Origin of the sequence: Parabacteroides distasonis ATCC 8503 (assembly GCF_000012845.1) — a bacterium.
In the GTDB taxonomy this organism is placed as follows: Bacteria; Bacteroidota; Bacteroidia; order Bacteroidales; family Tannerellaceae; genus Parabacteroides; species Parabacteroides distasonis.
Map to the genome: position 1 here is coordinate 3,326,814 of NC_009615.1, position 17,512 is coordinate 3,344,325.

13 protein-coding genes are annotated in these 17,512 nt (G+C 48.1%); 1 reads left to right on the forward strand and 12 read right to left on the reverse strand.

From position 1 onward, the window contains the following. Window positions 1–35 precede the first annotated feature (35 nt). From BDI_RS13945 to BDI_RS13995, 11 genes are all read right to left on the reverse strand, one after another. A complete protein-coding gene (locus tag BDI_RS13945) occupies window positions 36–1,061 on the reverse strand; it encodes a Gfo/Idh/MocA family protein (protein ID WP_011966992.1) in 1,026 nt (341 codons plus the stop codon). Further along, window positions 1,058–2,188 carry a DegT/DnrJ/EryC1/StrS family aminotransferase gene (locus tag BDI_RS13950; protein ID WP_008781060.1) on the reverse strand — a complete coding sequence of 377 codons (1,131 nt, stop codon included), beginning with the start codon at window positions 2,186–2,188 and terminating at the stop codon, window positions 1,058–1,060. Before BDI_RS13950 ends, BDI_RS13945 begins: the two co-directional genes overlap by 4 nt. Before the next feature lie 72 nt (window positions 2,189–2,260). Further along, window positions 2,261–4,300: a methionine--tRNA ligase gene (gene metG, locus BDI_RS13955; RefSeq protein WP_011966993.1), complete on the reverse strand. Its 2,040-nt coding sequence runs from the start codon at window positions 4,298–4,300 to the stop codon at window positions 2,261–2,263. A gap of 391 nt (window positions 4,301–4,691) precedes the next feature. Beyond that, on the reverse strand, window positions 4,692–5,483 hold the full coding sequence (locus tag BDI_RS13960) for a DUF4493 domain-containing protein (RefSeq protein WP_011966995.1): 792 nt from the start codon (window positions 5,481–5,483) through the stop codon (window positions 4,692–4,694). Between the two features lie 16 nt (window positions 5,484–5,499). Next, window positions 5,500–7,347: a DUF4493 domain-containing protein gene (locus tag BDI_RS13965; RefSeq protein WP_011966996.1), complete on the reverse strand. Its 1,848-nt coding sequence runs from the start codon at window positions 7,345–7,347 to the stop codon at window positions 5,500–5,502. Window positions 7,348–7,365: 18 nt separating this feature from the next. Then, complete coding sequence (locus tag BDI_RS13970) at window positions 7,366–8,922, reverse strand: PCMD domain-containing protein (RefSeq protein ID WP_008778794.1); 1,557 nt, start codon at window positions 8,920–8,922, stop codon at window positions 7,366–7,368. A 125-nt stretch (window positions 8,923–9,047) separates the two neighbouring features. Beyond that, the gene (locus tag BDI_RS13975) at window positions 9,048–9,803 is read right to left on the reverse strand and encodes a hypothetical protein (RefSeq protein ID WP_005864076.1); all 756 of its coding nucleotides are present in this window, start codon (window positions 9,801–9,803) and stop codon (window positions 9,048–9,050) included. A 14-nt stretch (window positions 9,804–9,817) separates the two neighbouring features. Next, window positions 9,818–10,657, reverse strand: coding sequence for a DUF6261 family protein (locus tag BDI_RS13980; protein WP_011966997.1), 840 nt, complete (start codon window positions 10,655–10,657; stop codon window positions 9,818–9,820). Window positions 10,658–10,901: 244 nt separating this feature from the next. Then, entirely contained in the window at window positions 10,902–12,608 is a 1,707-nt protein-coding gene (locus tag BDI_RS13985) for a DUF4493 domain-containing protein (protein ID WP_011966998.1), read from the reverse strand. A 56-nt stretch (window positions 12,609–12,664) separates the two neighbouring features. After that, window positions 12,665–13,948, reverse strand: a complete 1,284-nt coding sequence (locus tag BDI_RS13990; RefSeq protein ID WP_237702608.1) for a DUF4493 domain-containing protein — start codon at window positions 13,946–13,948, stop codon at window positions 12,665–12,667. Between the two features lie 60 nt (window positions 13,949–14,008). Continuing rightward, window positions 14,009–14,833 carry a DUF4493 domain-containing protein gene (locus tag BDI_RS13995; RefSeq protein WP_011967000.1) on the reverse strand — a complete coding sequence of 275 codons (825 nt, stop codon included), beginning with the start codon at window positions 14,831–14,833 and terminating at the stop codon, window positions 14,009–14,011. A 263-nt stretch (window positions 14,834–15,096) separates the two neighbouring features. Here BDI_RS13995 and BDI_RS14000 point away from each other — a divergent pair, with 263 nt between their 5' ends. Next, entirely contained in the window at window positions 15,097–15,945 is an 849-nt protein-coding gene (locus BDI_RS14000) for a helix-turn-helix domain-containing protein (protein ID WP_005864065.1), read from the forward strand. A 7-nt stretch (window positions 15,946–15,952) separates the two neighbouring features. Here the strand turns inward: BDI_RS14000 and BDI_RS14005 are convergent, their stop codons facing one another. Continuing rightward, entirely contained in the window at window positions 15,953–17,491 is a 1,539-nt protein-coding gene (locus tag BDI_RS14005; protein WP_009276655.1) for a YifB family Mg chelatase-like AAA ATPase, read from the reverse strand. Between the last annotated feature and the right edge of the window lie 21 nt (window positions 17,492–17,512).

Here is a 17,512-nt window from a genome sequence, read left to right on the forward strand (position 1 = left end):
ACCTTATTGTAATGATTTCACATATCTACTCACTGCTATTTCACACTTTTCCCCGCATAAATCCTCCGTATAATATCCACCACCTTCATACCTTCCAAGACGTTGGTCGTTATGATCTCGCCGGGGGCGCCGGAAAGGACATTGACTACGTTACGGATCACGAAGTTGTGGTTTTGAGCGGAGCCTTTGTAAGGGCCATAATCATTGCCGGGGTTGGTAGGGGCCAATTCCGGCATCTCATAATCCTTGATATGGCAATATTCTACCTCATTCATATATTGACCGCCGATTTTCACGCTGCCATTCTCGGCCACGATCAGCATGCTGCTTTCCAGATTCTTGTCCCATACCGCCGTAGAGTAGCTCAAACTGCCCATTCCACCGTTCACGAAATTAAAATTCACGAAACCGGAATCCTCAAAGGCGGTCAGTTTCTCGTGGTTGAAGTCGGCGAAATGGGTCTGGATATTACAGATATCCCCGAATAACCAGTACATAATGTCGATGAAATGGGAAAATTGGGTGAATAAGGTACCACCATCCAAGGCAGCGTCGCCATGCCATCCTCCGGGTTTATAGTAGCGTTCATCACGGTTCCAGTAGCAATTCAGCTGCACCATATAAATCTGGCCTAATTTTCCGGACTCAACCATCTCCTTGATCCAGACCGAAGGCGGGGAATATCGGTTTTGCATCACGCAAAATACCTGCTTACGGAATCTCAACGAGGTATAAACCACTTTCTCGGCATCCGCCAAGGTCAAGGCCATCGGCTTTTCTATGACCACATGATGTCCGCTCTCTATCGCTTGGATCGCCATCTCGGCATGTAAGCCGTTGGGTGTACAAATATTCACCACATCTATATCCAATCCCAAACGGAATAGTTCATCTATATCCCGGGCGAAAGGGACCACATAAGCCTCGATCCCCAGCTCCTCTTTCGGACGGATATCACATAAAGCGACCAACTCCGCCCCTTCATCCCGGGTAATCATCTCGGCATGACGCTTACCTATATGACCACAGCCGATCACGGCGAAACGTATCTTCTTATTCATAAAACACTCTTTATAGATTCTATAATATAAGCCTGCTCCTCTTCTGTCATCTCCGTATGAATCGGCAAGGATAATACGGATCGGCTCAAGCGAGAAGCGACATTCAAATCCCCGGAAATCCGGCATCGACCCCTCATCACCTCTTGCTCCTGCAAAGGCAATGGATAATAAATCATAGAAGGAATGCCTCGTTCTTTTAACGCAGCTTGTACTTGATCCCTCTTTTCTACAGCTAGCTGTACCGTATATTGATGATAAACATGCGATGAAAAGGCTGATTTTAGTGGTTTGCGTACAGCATCCAATCCGGAAAAGGCAGCATCGTATCTAGCAGCCACTTTACAACGAGCGGCGGCAAATTCATCCAAATACCGAAGCTTAACATCTAAGACAGCGGCCTGCAAGGTATCCAAACGGGAGTTGCAGCCCACCAAAGCATGATGATATTTTACCTTTTGCCCATGATTGGCGATCATTCGCAGTCGTTCGGCCAATCGTGCGTCGGAAGTAAACATCGCCCCACCATCACCATAACAAGCCAACGGTTTCGAAGGGAAGAAGGAGGTCGTTCCTATAGAGGCGATCGTACAGGCTTTCTTCACCGTTCCATCCGAGAAAGTATAATTAGCACCGATGGACTGGGCATTATCCTCGATCACATATAGATTATGACGGCTGGCGATACGCAAGATCGGTTCCATATCACAACACTGGCCAAAAAGATGAACTGCGATAATAGCTCTCGTCTTTTCAGACAAGGCATCTTCTATCTTTTCCGGGTCTATATTGAATGTACCGGGATCTACATCCACTAATACCGGCACTAGGCCAAGAGCCAAAGCGACCTCAGCCGCGGCGATATACGTAAAAGCAGGAACGATCACCTCATCGCCCGGATGTAAGTCTAATGCCATCAAGGAGATTTGCAAGGCATCCGTACCGTTGCCGCACGGGATCACATAAGGAACACCTAAATAACCTGATAAATGGTTACAAAATTCTTTCACCTGAGGGCCATTGATAAAGGCACAAGCATCTATCACCGTTTGCATGGCGGGATTGATCTCGCTACGCAAACGTTCATACTGCCTCCGCAGATCTACCATCTGTATCTGTTTCTCTAGCATCTTATCCATTCAAAAAATAGGGCTATCCCGTCGTTAAAACGAAATAGCCCCCTCATTATTGCGTTTATCTTATTATTTCACCTCACTACCCGGTTTCACCTCTTTCTCCGGAGTGATAACGGCCAGCTTTCCATCGAAATTCTCGGCGGAGAGAATCATACCCTCGGAAACAATACCTTTCAGCTTACGGGGAGCTAAGTTAGCGATGAAGCAAACTTGCTTGCCTACCAATTCCTCGGGTTTATAATGCTGGGCGATACCCGACACGATCGTGCGTTTCTCCAGGCCATCGTCGATACGGAACTGAAGCAGCTTATCCGCTTTCGGAACCTTCACACATTCCAGAACCGTACCCACACGGATATCCAGTTTCATGAAATCATCGAACTCAATATTCTCACGGATCGGTTTCGCCTTATAATTCGCTTCCTCATTCGCTTTCTTCGTATCCAATAATTTCTGCACTTGGGCCTCGATCACGCTATCCTCTATCTTCTCGAACAACAACTCTGCCTTGCCCAATTGATGACCGGCCTCCAATAGATCCGTAGCACCTAGGCGATTCCATCCCAACGGCTCTACATTCAGCATCTTATTCAGTTTCTCCATGCTAAACGGCAAGAACGGCTCAAAAGCGATCGCCAGATTAGCCGTAATCTGCAAAGCGATGTTCATGATCGTAGCGACACGAGGCATATCCGTCTTCGCCAACTTCCAAGGCTCCATATCAGCGAGATACTTATTTCCGATACGGGCTAGGTTCATCGCCTCTTTCTGAGCGTCACGGAAGTGGTAGGTATCCAACAGGCGTTCCACGTTCTCTTTCACATCCGCGAAATCCTTCAAGGTCTGGCGATCATAATCTGTCAACTCGCCAGCCACCGGCACCTTACCCTCGAAATACTTATCCGTAAGGACTAACGCACGGTTCACGAAGTTCCCTAAGATAGCGACCAACTCATTATTATTACGAGCCTGAAAATCTTTCCATGTGAAATCATTATCCTTTGTCTCCGGCGCGTTGGCCGTCAAGACATAGCGCAACACGTCTTGCTTGCCCGGCATATCCACCAGATACTCGTTCAACCAAACCGCCCAGTTGCGGGAAGTAGAGATCTTGTCGCCCTCCAAGTTCAAGAACTCATTAGCGGGGACATTCTCCGGCAAGTTATAAGAACCTTCCGCTTTCAGCATGGAAGGGAACACGATACAATGGAACACGATATTATCTTTACCGATGAAATGGACCATTTTAGTCTCCGGATCCTTCCACCAAGTCTCCCAGCTATCCGGCAGCAACTCTTTCGTATTAGAGATATAACCGATCGGAGCGTCGAACCAGACATACAGCACCTTTCCTTCCGCCCCTTCCACGGGAACAGGGATACCCCAATCCAAATCACGACTCACCGCACGGGGTTGCAGTCCCATATCCAGCCAGCTCTTACACTGCCCATATACGTTCGGTTTCCATTCCTTATGATCCTCCAAGATCCATTTACGCAAAAACGGCTCCCACTTGTCCAAAGGCAGATACCAATGCTTCGTCTCACGCATCACCGGCTTGCTGCCACTGATAGCGGATTTCGGATCGATCAAATCCGTCGGGCTAAGAGACGTACCGCAAGCCTCGCACTGATCGCCATACGCCTTCTCGTTTCCACAATGCGGACAAGTACCCATGATATAACGGTCGGCCAAGAATTGCTTCGCCTCCTCATCGTAATATTGCTCGCTTGTTTTCTCGATGAATTCGCCTTTATCATACAATGTACGGAAAAAATCCGAGGCCATCTGATGATGCGTAGCGGAAGTAGTACGAGAATAGATATCAAACGTGATACCGAACTCCTCGAACGATTTCTTGATAATACCGTGGTAACGATCCACCACATCCTGCGGTGTGATCCCCTCTTTCTTCGCTCTCAACGTGATGGGTACCCCATGTTCGTCCGAACCACCAATCATCAACACTTCCTCCCCCTTCAAACGAAGGTAACGGGCATAAATATCAGCAGGCACATATACCCCGGCCAAATGGCCGATATGCACCGGTCCGTTCGCATACGGCAACGCCGTAGTAATCAGCGTTCTCTTAAAATGTTTTTCCATACCTTGTGTTCTCTTTTTGAGGGGCAAAGGTACGGAATAATTTGGTTAGACGAAAAAGAATAATTTCCTTTGTGAGTGAGTTTCCTCTTAATGAGGCTAGGAACTTTACCTCTAATAATAATATATATGGGAAGAAGACATAAAAACAAGGTATAAAAAAAGAGCTTACCGTTAGGGGACATAAGGCGGAAGCTCTTGGCATCATCGAAAAAGGTAATTTCTTCGACAAAAAGAAGATTATTATAATAAAGATCGAAGATAAGATTTACACGGCGGCTATTACGACTTCCGAGAAAGGGACCTTAATCTCGTTTATCTAAATTTAAATTGAGAATATATATTTAAGCATTGAAAGATTGCACCCATCCTTCAATGCCCAAACATATTCCGATTATTCATAAGGATTGATAATCTCCGTGAAAGTCTTTTCCTCGACTAGCGTACCATCCACCATAATTCCGATCGAGATTTTTGACTTGGATTCATCATCCAGTTTCACCGTAAGATGATAGCTATGCGAAGGCTCCAAGGTCAAAACGTTCGAATAGGTATGAGGTTCCTTCTCGCCGGGTAAGGTGAGACTGACGGTATATTGTAAGGCCCTCCCCACCGCACCTACGTTGAAATAGGCGGTCTTGTAGCTATAGTTGTTCTTGTTGAAGGTAAAGCTACGGCTCGACGCGTCGGCGGCGTACAGGGTGATAGCGTAATCCGAGAGGTTTTTCTTGATAAAATCGCTGAACTCGACATTTACCGAGGAGTTTGCCAAGGCACATTTCAGCGTTACTTCCGTTGGCTCCACGGGTTTGACAGTAAACGAGGTTTTCCCCGCCAAACGAGCCTGCCCCCAACCGCTATTGGTACGCTCTGCCTCACTCTCCGTGCAACTCTCTGCCGTAAGGAGATAGCCGGAGCCAGCGCTACAAGTGATTGGAGCACCGGCGATATCGCCATATTTACGGGAGGAGAAAACCACCGTCTCGCCACGGGAAAGGCTCACGTTGAAATCCTTTACATCAAAGCCGGACAAGGCACGGGTAACAATCTCGATTTTCGAGGTATCGACTACGGATAGCCAGATCTCGCCCTGCTCTTCAGCAGGCGCAAGCTCTTCCTCGCTCGTGCAAGAGACGAGCAACAAGAAACACAGGACGGATAATATATATAGGATTCGCTTATTCATAATTCAATGTTATGTTTTATAATTCATAAGAGAATATCAAGTTATCAATTGTCAACATCGCACCACGAGAACAACATTCCTCCTTATTTACATAATTAGTAGTCTTTATATCTCCCTCATTCGTATGATTAGAAGAAGAAATCATAATATGAAGATCTGTAGCTTTTAAATCGTAACGAGAATAAACTAATGGAAGCGAGAATTCTGTATATTCACTCGCCACAACCAATTCAATATTACCAGAAGCTATAACCGTAGTACCATTCAATACTTGAACGGTTACAGAACCCTTCTCTGCAGTATCCTGAGAATCATTCACATATTTATAAAAACCTTTAAGACTAACGGGGCGAGAGAGAAAAGCAACACCTTCATTGTAAACTTCCGAACCATTATTATAACTATAAGAGCCTAGAAAGAGTTTTCCGGCAGAACGATTGCTGACTGAAGGGACATTACTACAATAATAATTACTATAAGAAGTATTTCCTGTCTGCTTCTTATCAGCGATAGAGGCACCACTATGATCCCAAGCAACATTACGTATGACCATCGCATTATCTCCGTTTTGTGCAGACAGCTCCTTATAAATATCTGCCGTCGAATCATAAGGATTCTGCCCAATACCCACAGCTTTAGCTTCAGGTTGATGTGAAAGCCAATTTAAAGATGTATTAAACGTAGATGGAATCATATACCATGAATTTTGATTAGAAGAAGCAGTATTATATGTTTTTTGGTTAACACTAGCCCAATTAGCAGGTTCAGAAATCTTCATAGAGAGTGTTGTTTGAAACCACTTCAAAAACACAGCAGTCACTATAGACCATCTTCCCCCTTGATTTATAGTTCCGTTAATCGTCTCCTTCAACTCCTCAAAATCCCCATTAGGAACAGGAGCTGCATCCTCTGTAGTTACCGTCTTGGTATTACTGCTATATACCGCTCCAAAACGAGAGCGAAGCGTATATCGTGTGGAAGGTTCAAGACCCTTTATCACCAATCGATCATCAACAGTAGATTCGGAGGGGATCCAAGTCTGTCCATCAGCGGAAGCCTCGTAAACGATATTGGCGAGTACCTTATCTGTCATCTCCTTATGGGTAGTCATGTTATCCGCAGTCATAGGGGTTATATAAATAAATTTACTCCAGACATCGTTTTCCTTCTGATCTGGAATAGTGAAGGCAGGAAGATCAGGATCACATACAACTATATACCGGGTCTTCGCTACGAGATTCTTATATTGCCAAGTATGAGATACGCCTCCTCCTATTTGATTGGTACCGATAAGTTTCAACTCGTAAGTAACATCCCCAGCAGGTAAAAAGAAATCCTTATCATTTTCTAATCGGGCCGGTTTTTCCCCCGCCACTCCGAGAGTCAATTCATAACTTCTAAACTGAGCGATCAACTCATCCAACATACGGGGATGGAAAACAGCTTGTAGAAGAGAAGCTTTAATTTCAGCTTCCGTATCAGTGTTTGGAGCGATGGTAACCGAAGTCTCTCCATAAAAAGCCGGTGTATAAGACAATGCTGTTGGATCACCATAACTGGCTTTCAACAAGTAACTTCCCACAGAAAGAGTACAATGAGTAGTTCCGGGCTGTAAAATCTTTACTGTCAAACCATTCGATGCACTCACTACTTCAATCGTAAAATCTGTAATTTCAGGAAGATCCTCTTCCGCCAGCGAAGCCTTCGTCTGTACGTCGCCGACAGCAGACTCCACCTCGATCCCGGTGAGGAGCAAGCGTCCTTCGCCCTTGCCTCCATCACGGTTAAGAACCTCATCGGCGCAACCCGCCACCATCCAGCAAAGGGTGGCCAAGGTCATTATCTGTCGTATCATCTTTCTCATATCCTATATCAATGCTTTTTATTCATAAACCAATTCCATCTCGTCTATCCAAAGGGTACTGCCTTCCCCCCCGATGAAGTAATCACCGTACTTGCTAGCCGCCGCCACGATGACGATATATTTGGGCGTACGATTCGTCGCACGATATTCCAAGGGTATCTCAACCTGCTTATAGCTCGTGGTAGACTGTCCGCTGATGAACTCGCCATAGGCGATGATATTACGGTCGTTCTTGTCGAAGACCTGCCGGACAGAGGGCTTGGTACGGATCTCGTAAGGTTCCGGCTTATCCGAGAGGGCGATATATATCTGGCAAGAGTCCGGACGGCCCCGAAGGTTTTCCAGACTGCCCACATCCTGCCCGATACGATTGATCGTGGTAGAGGTATATTTATATTGGAACTTGAGGGAGGTAGGGAATGAGGTGAACGGACGGCCCAATTGCAGCACGCCATTCGTGCCGTCCAACGCGAAATCGCCCGTGAAGATATTCCCGGCCCCCAGCTTGATCACGGCGTCCTTGGATTCCAGCAAGGCAGCTTTCCCTGACACGCTCTCGGTCGTAGGCGTCGTCAGATTACCGATGAAAGCCGCCGCACCCGGGTTGCCGGTTCCCCAGAAGGAGGTTCCACCCGAAGGCCACGGATTCCATTGCTTGCCGTCTTGCGACCAATCCTCGAAACCGCCATTTGTCAAAGCGATCTCACCGGCAGTGGTAAACGAGCCGCTGCCCGTTTGCGCATTGTCTACGCTGATGCGATAATCATAGGCTGTACCGCCCCGCAGCCCGCCGATCGTAGCGCTGAAAGAGGCACCCGAGGTCTTCACGTCTGCCGCCGTGCTCCACGCAGAAGCCGTCTGTTCCTTATATTCCACCACCGGGGTCTTGCCGCTTTGCACAGAGCCGGTAAGCGTGGCTTTCGTCACCATGGGGAAGACGCTCGACGAGGTAGAGGCACCGCCCTCGCTTTGCTCTATCACCACTTTCCATTCCTGCCATACCTCCTCGCCGGCACGAGCCGCATAAAAAGTCTGCGGATAGGTAAAGTCGCGCACGGTAGTAGGATCGGGCGTGACACGTCCATAGGCCCCACCAAGGTTAAGCGTACGAATTTTGATGTTGGAAAGATCCTGATCCGCACTCACGTAGATCACGGCGACACGGCTGACAGGATCTACCAAATGATCCACCATGCCGTCTACGTCTACCGTACGATCCACGATCTGGCGTACGGTAAGTGTCCATGGATTATCTTGGTAGGTACGGACGTTCAGCTCAAGCGGCGTGGAGAGGTCGAGCCGCGTATTGGCCGACAACGAGAGGCTATCAAGCGAGGCAAAATCATGAAAAGGGAATTTCTCCTTATCGTCGCATCGTGCGGAGTCCAGCTCGATCGTCGCGTCGCGCGGATCGAGGATGAGGCGCGTCAGTCTCAGCCGTGACACATCCACGGAGTCGTTCACATAGAGTGTCACGGTGCGAGCCGAGCGATCTATATCCACACCGGAGGCTACCGTCCCGTCTTCCGAGGCACGCAGGCCCTCAGTCACGATCTCACTGATCGTTCCCTCCACCAGGGGTAAGGAATATCGTTATCAATAGCGCACGAGGCCAGTCCCAACAAAGTTACCAGACCGGCCGCACGTAAATTCTCTTTAAACATCAATCGTTGAATCTTCATTAAATTATATTTTCTCCATTAAAGATAGAAGGTCATGCCTATGTTGATCGAGAAGAGGTTGATCTTGAAATTGCCGGAGGAGACACGCTGATGCCCCTCCTCTATCTGGTTCGTCTTTTGGTCGATCCACTTGAAATCGAAACCCATCACGCCAACCGATACCTCTACGGCCGACCAGTCGGTGATAAAAGCCGTCATCCCGGGAGCGATACCGATCTGCAGGTTCTGCGCCGTTTGGTAAGAGCCGTCGTAGGTGGCACCCGTACCGGTGGAATTCTTGCCCGTACCGTATCCATAGGTGAGGCGCGCCTCGTTGAACAGGCCGAATATCTTGCTGCGTCCGATAGGCATATAGGTGCGCAAGAAACCGGATACCTCGTACTTATGCTCCAGATAATAGAGGTTGTCGAGGCTGATGTTGAAATCCTCGCCGAGATTCAACTCGAAGTTCTTCAAGTCGAGGTAGTCGCGGTGATAGGCGAAACGCATGCCCGCGGAGATGTTGTTGCGGAAGAAGTAACCCACGTAGGGACTGACACCGAAGTTGTAGCCTTTTCCCTCCACGTTCTTCAAGACGAGGAAGTTCAGATTCCCCTCATCGTGCTCGGAGTAGGAAACAGTTCCTCCCGCCATCCACGTACCTTTCGGGATGAAGACGGTCTCTTGCACTTCTCGGTCGATACGATTCATGGCTCTCTTGCCACGTTGGGCCCAAGTCTCCCCTACGCAAAGGGCGCAGAGGAGGGCCAGACAGATTAGTTTATTTATTCTCATTTTTCCTATTCTAGTCATATTTCATCGGGAGATTCGGAATCCCCTCCCCCACCGGGCTCCAGCGTGCCGGGTTCGGCGGGTCCAGAGGGCGTGCCCTTGGAACGTTGCTTGTAGGCGGTTCGTACCTGGGCGAAAAGATGAGTCGCGTCACGAACAAATACGCGCGCCTCTTCCGAGGGTTGCAACAGGCTGGAGGCATTGGCCAGTGCGCACATATCGTCCAGCAGGTCTTGCGCCTCGGAGGACAGCTCCTTGGAGGTCACATTCTCTGTGCGTACCGATCTCGATTTGTCGCGTAGGGCGGCCAGCTCGGCATAGCGATCGTTGAGCCGTCGTAGCTCGGCGATGTAAGGTGCCAGTTGCAGAGTGACTACCGAGTCGGCGAACTCGGGCTTCGCTAGGTCGATAAGCAGGCCATTGATCACCTCCGTCTCCTGCGCTGTGGGCAGGTTGGCGAAGTCGCGGTAACCGCGCAAGGCGGGTTCCATCCGTTGGGCGGCGGTACGCTCGGCGGCAAGGGGCAACTTGGCGTAATCGAGCACGCGGCGGACTATGTAGTTACCCGCCGTATCCCGATCGGCCTCCACTTGCTGCATTTCCGGGGTTTCCTCCGAGGAGGAGGCTTGCATCGTCAGTTCGGTCAGCTCATCGATAATGCCGTTCATACGCATCACCTGTCCGGCGGAAATGTTAAGCGCGGGCACTCCGCTATCGGCTAGCAACGAGATCTCGTCCGGCGATTCGGAATCGGAGCCGCTCGGCATCAGTTTCATATAGCGTTTCAACAGACTTAGCTTCTCGGCCTTGTTCAAGTTACCTAACGACATCGGAGGAATCAATGTGAATGTACCCATAATTCGATTTTTTTTGAAGGTTATTATTCGTTTGTACCCGTTCGAGGGGTCGAAAAGCCCATTTCGGTTTCCAAAAATAGATTTTGAGGAGTCGAGAGCCGTTTTCCCGCTTCAGGAGGTGGATCTCGAGACCTCGAAATGTATTTTCTTGTCCCGGGAAGGCATCTCGAGCCCTCGAAAGGCATTTCCCGGTCTTAGGAAATGAATTTCGAGGGGTCGAAACGGGTTTCGCGAATATAGGGAATTATTCCCAGATAGTAGGCGTTCCGTCATAAATGAGGGAAAGATCGTCTACATACAAGGTACTGCCGACGCCTCCGGTCATATAATCGCCATATTTACTGGATGAGCAAACCACGATGATATGGGTGGGCTGATCCGTCAGGTTCTTATATTTCAACGGGATGTTGAACTCCACGTAGCCATCGCCCTCCGTAGCCGCCCCGGAAGGGAGCTCGCCGTAGGCGATGATGTTGGGGTCATCCTTGAAATTAATGAAAGAACTTAAATCACCATTATTAATTGTATAGGCTTTCTTCGCCAAGGCAATATAAATGGCGCACTGATCCATATCCCCTGCTTTCACACCTTCCGGAGCATTTCCCCCTACTATATCTATTACAACCGGCTTGTATTGATAAAATCCTTTCAACGCAACAGGCCGTGAGGTAAATGGCTGACCGAAATTCACAATCGCATTAGGAATACTAACCTTGCCAAACGAGCCAGTATATAAACTAGCGGCAGCAAAGAACGATATAACTTTCTTAGATTCTAGTTGCGCCGCCATTCCACCTTCGGTATGCACAGGCGAAGTTACCCCACGTGTCGGATTCTTTTTAGTTATTGTATTGGCTCCAGTATTACTTGTATCCCAAAATTTAGAATCCGACGGACTATTAGGAGATACAGTCTCTGAGTCTGGATTTCCTGTCCAAGCATCCAAATTTCCATTTTGTAAAGCGATCTCCGTCTCCGTGGTAAATTCTACCTTGGCGATACTGATCTCTCCGTCTGTCAGCTGATATTCGTAAGCCGTGGCGGAAGTCAATCCCGTCAAGGTCGCCGTAGCGGAAGAGGCCGCCGTATTGACCGTGGTCGCCACATCCATCCAAGTATCCGTATTCTTTGGACGATACTGGAACTTCAAGGATGAAAGATCGCCGGAATCAAGCGTGATGTCAGTAGCCGTCAGATAAGCGAGCTGGCTCCACGGGTTCGCAGACAAGGTAGCACCGCTCTTCGCATTCGGATCGATCGTGAAGTCGTACGTGTATTGGTTCATCGTAGGATCTACCGTTACGGTTACATTTCCCGTGCCGGCAGCCTGATTCTTAAAGTTCAAGATATAGTGGTCTTTTGCGCTTACCTCCGAGATTGGCAGCTCATTAGAGCTCATTTTTCCGGCAGCGGAAACAACCGTATAAGTCACCGTTAGGTCGGAAACCGGAAAATAGGCCACACTCGTACCTTTCGGGGCGAAATCCACCGGAGTGACCGTAGTGGTAGCGCTCTTTACCTGCACATTGATGGAACCATTGCCCAACTTATCCAAAAAAGCCTGCTCGAAAGCCACCGTCACCTTCACGTTCGCCAAGGAACAAACCAAATTGGCTGTCGCTGTCTTGCCTTTCTCTATCGTCACCGTGGTCTTGCCTGTGTAATAGGCGCAATCCGCCCCGGCGTTGCCGTCCCATCCGTAAGAAACGGCCTCGATGGTATATTCACCTTGCTTCAACGAGAGTTCTTTACCCTCCAAGTCCGCCGTATGGTCATTCGTCTCAAACTTCGTCATACCAGCCGAGTTCTTGATCACCACACGCATCTGCTTGGGCTTATACGTCGCATCGGCCTTCGTGTTCACCTCCGTACTCTGTTCTAAGGCTACACGTAAGTAGCCTACATTTTCTTGCGTACTTAATTCGTCCCTTTGGCAAGCAAAAAAGAACACACAAGCTATACCTATTAATAAATATTATTAATTTGTTTCATGAATTAGTCTTCCTCTCATTTAACGATTATATTCAACTCTTCTGAGACAGATTCAGTACCACCTACAGCAGTCGCTATGATTTTAAATATATGTCCCGTATCCGTGGTCGCCCCAAAATCTGGATCGTTCAACACCGCAAAGAAAAGCCCCAACGGGAAAGTATACTCCGTAACACCTACTGCTTCTGGGACAGTTATCCCCGGAACGACTAATCCCATTTGAGACTGAAACTCGCTATTACCAATCAATTCAACTCCTGCATTGAAATCCCCATTTATTACCGCCAGTGCTCCTGCAAACGGATCATTCCCGGGCTTAATAATCACTTTCAAGCTAGCCAATCCGTTCTTTGCCTTAAATGTCACCTTCGCATCATTGGCTTTACTCAACTCATCCGGCAAAGTATATGTATTTTGTGGCAGGGTGATCTCTACCGTATTCTCACTCGGATCCACCGGACCCTCCGGCTCATCGCCGCCATCGTCCACCACCGGCACATCTACGGAATCCGTCAGCCCATTCCACGTCACCTCAGCGGAGATCTCGATACCCTGCAAACCATTCGGATTTTCCGGATCATAAGCGCCCGGCTTCATCGTGATGGCCAACGCATCGCCACCCAGCCAGTCGGAGCTCTCGGCCGAGGCGGGCTTCGTGATCACACGGCTCTCGCGTATATCCTTATTATCCTTATTCTTTCCCACGAAAGAGACTGTTATCTCCTTTACGCCCTCATCTAGCATCCAATAGAAAGCGGAGGGTTGCGCGAAAGCCTCCGTTCCAGAGTAGGCAAGCACCTTGCTCCGCGTACCGGCCTTCACCGTGATCGACCAGCTAGTAAAGGAAGTCTGCATTTCCGTGGAATAAACAAGCTGTATCTTCGTATTTTCCATCTTACAAGTAACGGTGACATCGGTAGCCTCACCTTTCTTCACGGCGAAAGAGGTGCTTCCACCATAGTAAGGATCTGTCTCTGTCGGACCGCCCGGCTTATGGGCATACATCGTGTAGCTGTCTACCGGAAGTTCCACGGAGGCATTCGTAGGATCGTAAGTAAGGGTTTTGTAAACGCCCGTGCTGTTACTGATCTCCACGATATATCCCGTGGCGCTCACCGATGGGATAGACTCTGGAGTTCCGGGGTTAGCATCGGCCTTGGTCTGCACGTCGTTGTTCTTCGCGTCTACAGCTACCCCAAGATTCAGCAAGCCCATCTCGGAGGAGCCATCCTCTTTCCCGAGGATCTCGTTCTTCATCTCGCAGGAAGCCAGCCCCATTACTAGAAGGCAACCTGCCATTATCGTATATTTTATATTCATCATTAAATTCGTTCTACTGGTTTTACATCCTAATAACTATTAGAGCCAATCGGAAGGGATCTCGATATCGATAGGCTTATCGTTCGTGGAATCATCGAAAGTAATCGTGATGCCTACCTTGCCGGTGGTATCCTCTACTTTCGGGTTGACAGTGATTGTCCACATGCTGCCCCACTTCATCTCGCGGGTCAAGGTATTGACCTCGGCATTCGTTCCATCTGCCTTCTTGGTAAACTGGAAAGTCGCCGTCACGTTCTCCCCGGCCTCGGCCAGCTTCACGTAAAGAGGATCCGTATCCCCCTTCGGCCAGATGATCGAACCGTTCTCACCTGCCGCTTGGGTAGAGAAATGAACGGCGTAATCAGAGAAATAAGTAGCCATCGTATCGCCAAATTTCACGACCAGCTTTCCGCAGGCCGGCTTACAAGCCACATTTACAGCCGCTACCTTATCGCTATTCACGTCGAATCGGCTAGAGCCATACATATAGATACCGTTACGGGTGGAGGCATTCACGTTAAACTCTTCCCCATCAGAAGCTACTACCGTGTAAGAGCCGTTGCTCAACTCGATCAAACCTGTGGGCCTTTCCGAGTATTTCCACTCACAGCCCGATACCACATGGCCTTGCGCATCCAAGATTTTCACCTTGTAATCCGCAAGGGGACGATCCGTCAGGTATGTACTCTCATCGACAGCTTTTGTCTTCGTATCAAAGACCGTCTCGGCGGCAAGGTCTAGTATTACCGCACCTTTTCCGCCCATAGCCTGCGAGCCTCCCTCCTCGGAGGAGCAAGCGCTCAACATTAGGCCTCCCGCCAAGGCACAGACCATTTTTACTAATAAAGTCCTCAATTTTCTCATGCAAAAATTTATTGATTTCTGTTTTTTTAATTTACCTAATAAAAAGTGTACAAAAGAACGACTTCGTTAGGAATCTCACAAGGTCAATTTTTATTATTACCTATTCTTTTTTTTAGATTCCATTTTATACAACAACAAGAACAGAGCGTCTTACGATTATCTTCTATCCTGTTTTTATTCTTCATTATTCTATTTATTAGATTGAGTCCAAATAAAAATATCCTCAAAAAAACGTATATTTGCCATCAAAATTACGTAAGAATATGGAAAATGACATCCCTAAAATAGACCTGCCACAAGATTGGGTAATAGGAAAACTCTCGGAGAAAGACATTGGATTGCTGAATTTATACGCTAATTATCCTTGTCGACTAAAAGCGGGAATATTCGTGTTATGCCTAAGGGGAGAAGTGGAAGCATCTATAAATCTGACGCAATTTAAAGTAGAGGCCGGGAGTTTTATTACGATTCTGCCGGGTACGATTTTCCAGATTCATAGAATGGATAGAGATCTGCAAATTTATTTCATGGGATTCTCGTCTGATTTCATCAATCAAGCGAATATCAATAAATCGGTCATGGATATGCACTATGCCATAAAAGATAGTCCTGTTTTCAAACTAAAAGAAGAAGCCCAATCATTATTGAGAGATTATTTCGAATTGTTGATCAAGACATATCAGTTTTGTGTCTCGCAATTAAACAGGAGTCTCATCAACCACCTGTTTTCCGGAATATTAATGGGAGTCAGCATCATGTATAAAGATAAGACAACAGACACGTCCAATCTCTCTAAAGCCGAAATTATCAGCAAGAACTTCACTCAATTAGTCATGCAAAACTATACCATGCAACGATCCGTTGCATGGTATGCCAAGCGGCTTGGCATCACACAAGCGCATCTAAGCAGCATTATCAAACAAACTACCGGAAAAACTTGCATAGAGATCATAACCTCCATGGTAATCATGGACGCTAAAGCTCAACTGAAATCAACGAACCTTTCCATCCACGACATAGCCTATACGCTAAATTTCACGAATATGTCTTTTTTTGGAAAGTATTTCAAGCGGTATGTGGGCATGAGCCCACAGGAGTATAGAAATAGTTAGTCGATACTCACATTCCCCAATTCTCCCTATCCAAACTCCTATACTGTATAGCCTCCGCCAAATGCCGGACTTCGATATGTTCCGAATTATCCAAGTCCGCTATCGTGCGGGAGACTTTCAGGATACGGTCATAGGCACGGGCGGAGAGGCAGAGACGTTGCATGGCGGTTTTGAGGATGGAGAGGCCGGAAGCGTCGGGAACGGCGTACTGATGGAGTAGCTTGGAGTTCATCTGGGCGTTGCAATAAATACCCTCATAAGCGGCAAAACGCCTTTCCTGGATCGCACGGGCTTTTATGACCCGCTCACGGATAGCGATACTAGGCTCTGAGGGCTGTTGCTCGGAAATCTTCTCGAAAGGGACAGGGACAATCTCTATCTGGATATCGATACGGTCCAATAAAGGGCCGGAAATGCGGTTCATATATTTCTGGACGGCTCCGGGAGAACAGAGGCAAGGACGGTCCGGATGGTTGTAGTAGCCGCAGGGACAAGGATTCATGGAGGCCACAAGCATAAAGCCGGCTGGATATTCCACCGTGAAACGGGCACGGGAGATATTGATCACTCGATCTTCCAATGGCTGCCGCATGACTTCCAAGACACTCCTGTTAAATTCCGGCAACTCATCCAAAAAAAGGACACCATTATGAGCCAAGCTGATCTCTCCCGGCTGCGGGAAAGTGCCCCCTCCTACCATGGCGACATTAGAGATCGTATGATGGGGAGAGCGAAAAGGACGTTGTACCATCAAGGAGGTGCCACCTCCTATCTTACCGGCTACGGAATGGATTTTAGTTGTTTCCAAGGACTCATGCAAGGTAAAAGGGGGCAAGATCGTGGGGAGACGTTTCGCCAACATGGACTTGCCACTTCCGGGAGGGCCTACCATGATCAGATTATGTCCGCCGGCGGCGGCCACCTCCATCGCACGCTTCACGTTCTCTTGTCCCCGGACATCGGAGAAATCGCAATCAAACAATTGCTGGCGGTCGTAAAACTCCTTACGGGTATCAATGACCGTAGGCCGCAATGTCGGTTTCCCCTCCATAAACTCCAGCACCTCTTTGATATTCGAAGCTCCATACACTTCCAGATCGTTCACTACCGCAGCCTCACAAGCGTTTTGCTTGGGTAAGATAAAGCCCTTAAAGCCTTCTTCCCTAGCCTTGATAGCGATAGGCAATGCCCCTTTTATCGGTTGGAGGCTCCCGTCCATAGAAAGCTCGCCCATCAATACGAATTTGGATAAGTTGGATGAATCTATCTGCTCTGCCGCCGCCAGAATACCGATCGCCAAAGGCAGATCATAAGAAGACCCTTCCTTACGGATATCTGCGGGGGCCATATTAATAACGATACGATTGCGGGGGAATTTATAACCACATACTTGAAGAGCCGAGATAATGCGTTCATGGCTCTCACGAACGGCCACGTCCGGAAGACCGACTAAAAAGAATTGGATACCTTTGGAACAGTTCACTTCTACGGTAACGACCGTAGCGGAAATCCCCTGCACGGCAGCGGCATAAGATTTTACTAACATAGTTAAGAATTTTGAGTTACT

What these genes read in the sequence shown, in the direction of transcription:
- BDI_RS13995 (WP_011967000.1), bottom strand. Translation starts at nt 14,833, where the DNA reads ATGAGAAAATTGAGGACTTTATTAGTAAAAATGGTCTGTGCCTTGGCG.
- BDI_RS13960 (WP_011966995.1), bottom strand. Translation starts at nt 5,483, where the DNA reads ATGAATAAGCGAATCCTATATATATTATCCGTCCTGTGTTTCTTGTTG.
- BDI_RS14000 (WP_005864065.1), top strand. Translation starts at nt 15,097, where the DNA reads ATGGAAAATGACATCCCTAAAATAGACCTGCCACAAGATTGGGTAATA.
- BDI_RS13975 (WP_005864076.1), bottom strand. Translation starts at nt 9,803, where the DNA reads ATGAGAATAAATAAACTAATCTGTCTGGCCCTCCTCTGCGCCCTTTGC.
- BDI_RS13980 (WP_011966997.1), bottom strand. Translation starts at nt 10,657, where the DNA reads ATGGGTACATTCACATTGATTCCTCCGATGTCGTTAGGTAACTTGAAC.
- BDI_RS13990 (WP_237702608.1), bottom strand. Translation starts at nt 13,948, where the DNA reads ATGGCAGGTTGCCTTCTAGTAATGGGGCTGGCTTCCTGCGAGATGAAG.
- BDI_RS13965 (WP_011966996.1), bottom strand. Translation starts at nt 7,347, where the DNA reads ATGAGAAAGATGATACGACAGATAATGACCTTGGCCACCCTTTGCTGG.
- metG (WP_011966993.1), bottom strand. Translation starts at nt 4,300, where the DNA reads ATGGAAAAACATTTTAAGAGAACGCTGATTACTACGGCGTTGCCGTAT.
- BDI_RS14005 (WP_009276655.1), bottom strand. Translation starts at nt 17,491, where the DNA reads ATGTTAGTAAAATCTTATGCCGCTGCCGTGCAGGGGATTTCCGCTACG.
- BDI_RS13945 (WP_011966992.1), bottom strand. Translation starts at nt 1,061, where the DNA reads ATGAATAAGAAGATACGTTTCGCCGTGATCGGCTGTGGTCATATAGGT.
- BDI_RS13950 (WP_008781060.1), bottom strand. Translation starts at nt 2,188, where the DNA reads ATGCTAGAGAAACAGATACAGATGGTAGATCTGCGGAGGCAGTATGAA.